Origin of the sequence: Streptomyces sp. NPDC032472 (assembly GCF_040636955.1) — a bacterium.
Classification (GTDB): Bacteria; Actinomycetota; Actinomycetes; order Streptomycetales; family Streptomycetaceae; genus Streptomyces.
Genome location: NZ_JBEZVK010000185.1, coordinates 1 through 2767, shown reverse-complemented (window position 1 = coordinate 2767; position 2767 = coordinate 1). Strand labels below are relative to the sequence as shown.

At 71.8% G+C, this 2767-nt stretch carries 2 protein-coding genes; one reads left to right on the top strand and one right to left on the bottom strand.

All coding sequences use genetic code 11. The features are described from left to right. The coding region (locus AB0F11_RS38015; protein ID WP_362184415.1) for an extracellular solute-binding protein at positions 1–1108 on the top strand (1108 nt) is incomplete at its 5' end. Positions 1109–1180: 72 nt separating this feature from the next. Here the strand turns inward: AB0F11_RS38015 and AB0F11_RS38010 are convergent. Continuing rightward, positions 1181–2686, bottom strand: a complete 1506-nt coding sequence (locus AB0F11_RS38010; protein ID WP_362184414.1) for a M4 family metallopeptidase — start codon at positions 2684–2686, stop codon at positions 1181–1183. Positions 2687–2767 lie beyond the last annotated feature (81 nt).

Genomic DNA, 2767 nt, shown 5'->3' with positions numbered 1-2767 from the left:
GCTGCAGTCCGGCAGCGCCGAGTACGACGTGGTCAACCTCGACGTGACCTGGGTGCCGGAGTTCGCCGCCGCGGGCCTAGTCCAGCCGCTCCCCGACGCGCTGGTCGACGCCGACGTAGTCAAGTCCGTCGCCGCCACCGCCCGTTGGAAGGACAAGGTGTACGCCGTCCCCTTCAACAGCGACGTCGGGCTGCTCTTCTACCGCCCCGACTACCTGAAGAGGGCGGGCATCACGGCCCCGGACCTCGGCAAGGGCACCCGCTGGCCCGTGGTCCAACAGATGATCCGCGCCCTCGACGGGGCGGGGAAGAAGCTGCCCGACACCTATCAGAAGGGCTGGACGGCGCAGCTCGACGCGTCCTACGAAGGCCTCACCGTGAACGGCGTGGAGGCCTTCGCCTCCGCTGCCGACGACTTCGCCCTCACCGACAAGGACGGCCGCTACGCCGGTTCCTTGGACGGCCTGAAGGCGGGGCTGGACGAACTGCGCGACCGCACCCAGGCCGCCTACACCCTGCCGGAGGCCGTCCACTCCGACGAGGCGGACACCCTCACCGACTTCGCGGCCGGCCGCACCGCCTTCCTGCGCCACTGGCCGTACGCCTACCGCACCCTCCACCAGTCCCTGTCCGAAGAGCAGCTCGGCGTGGCCCCGCTGCCCGGCCGAGCTGTGCTGGGCGGCCAGAACCTGGCCGTGGCCCGCGGGTCGCTGCGGAGCACCGCAGCCCGGGAGCTCATCGAGTTCCTGACCGGCAGGGACAGCGAACGCTGCCTGCTCGACGCGGGATTCGCGGCCACCCGGCTCTCCGCGTACGAGGACGACAAGCTGACCTGCACGGCGGCGAAGCCGGTGGGCCAGGCCACCGCGGCCCCGACGAGCGAGCGCACCGACCGGATGCCACGGGACGCCCACGGCCGGCCGGACTACGCGCGCGGCACCCTGCTGCCCGCACTGGAGAACGCCGTGCAGCGGCCGCGCACCCCCCTCTACGGCGCTTTCACCCGGACCTTCGCGGCCGAACTGGCCCGGCTCCAGAGCGACGACCCGCCGTCCGATGTGGCCAAGGAGCTCGACACAAGGCTGCGCAGGGCGCTGCCCCGAGGCTGACCACCCGACGGCCCGAGGAGTGTGCGGTGCGGTGTGGGGGTGCGGCACCGCACCGCACCCCCACAGGGGCCGTCAGTTGACGTTCACGGCCTTCCACGCGGCCGCCACCTGCTGGTACTCCGTGCCCGTCGACCCGTACAGGTCGGCCGTCGCCTTCAGGGTCGCCACGCGGGCCCCCGCGTAGTCGGTGGTCGACGTCATGTAGGTCGAGAGCGCCTTGTACCAGATCTTGTACGCCTTGGTGCGGCCGATACCGGTGACGGTCGAACCGTCGTAGGTGGGCGAGTCGTACGAGACCCCGTTGACCGTCTTCGCGCCGCTCCCCTCGGAGAGCAGGTAGAAGAAGTGGTTGGCGACGCCCGACGAGTTGTGGACGTCGAGCCGGCCCACGGACTTGGACCAGTAGTCGGCGGAGGCGCCGTCCTTGCTGGGCTTGTCCATGTAGCGCAGCGGGGTGCCGTTGCCGCGGATGTCGATCTTCTCGCCGATGAGGTAGTCGCCGGGGTCGGCGGCGTTGTTGGCGAAGAACTCCACGGAGGTGCCGAGGATGTCGCTGGTGGCCTCGTTGAGACCGCCGGACTCGCGGCTGTAGTTCAGCTTGGCCGTCGCGGCGGTCAGGCCGTGGCTCATCTCGTGGCCGGCGACGTCCAGGGAGGTCAGCGGCTTCTGGTTGTTCTGGCCGTCTCCGTAGGTCATGCAGAAGCAGCTGTCGGACCAGAAGGCGTTGACGTACGCGTTGCCGTAGTGGACGCGGGAGTAGGCGGCCTTGCCGTCCCCGGCGATGCCGTTGCGGCCGAGTTCGGTCTTGTAGAAGTCCCAGGTGACCGCTGCGCCGTAGTGGGCGTCGACGGCCGCGGTCTGGCGGTCCGACGGGGTGCCGTCGCCCCACTTGTCGTCGGCGTCGGTGAAGAGGGTGCCCGTGCCGGTGGACGTGGCGCCGTTCAGGTCGTACGTCTTGTGGCCGCCGCGAGCCGTGTCGGTGAGGCTGTACGCCGATCCGCTGGGGGCGGTGCCGAGGGTGACGGCGCCGGAGTACTCGCTGGTGCCGGTGCCGGTGTCGATGGCCTCGTAGGAGTAGAGCTCGGCGCCGGTGGCGGCGTCGGTGATGACGTGCCGCTCGCTGGGGGTTCCGTCGGCCTGGGTGCCGGTGACGACGGTCTCGTAGGCGAAGACCGGGGTGCCGGTGGCAGCCCACACCACCTGGCGGGCACCGGGGGGCGCCGTCCGCAGGGCGGAGCGGGCGCCGGCCGGGGCTATTCGGGCCTCGACCGCCTTGGTGGTCTTGCGGCTGCCGTCCTTCTTCTGGTGGACGATCAGGTCGCCGCCGAGGACGGGCAGGCCCGCGTAAGTGCGTTCGTAGCGGGTGTGCACCGTGCCGTCCGCGTCCTTCACGACGTCACGGGCCACGAGGCGCTCCTCGTCGGCCAGCCCGATGGCGCGCGCGGTGTCGGCCGACGCGTTCTGCGCCGCGCTGATGGCCTGGGCGCGTGCCCCGGCCGACAGCGTGACGGCGGTGGCTCCCGCCTCCCGCTCGGCCGACGCGCTGGCGGAGCCGCTCTGGAAGGCGATGGCAACCATCGCCGCGGAAGCGACGATCGCGGCGGCACGCAGCGCGCGGGGGGCGTGGGGGGCGTGGGGTGGGTGGGGGGGGGGGGGGGG

Bases quoted from the DNA above. Each gene is read 5' to 3' on its own strand.
- AB0F11_RS38010 (WP_362184414.1), bottom strand. From the start codon at position 2,686: ATGGTTGCCATCGCCTTCCAGAGCGGCTCCGCCAGCGCGTCGGCCGAG.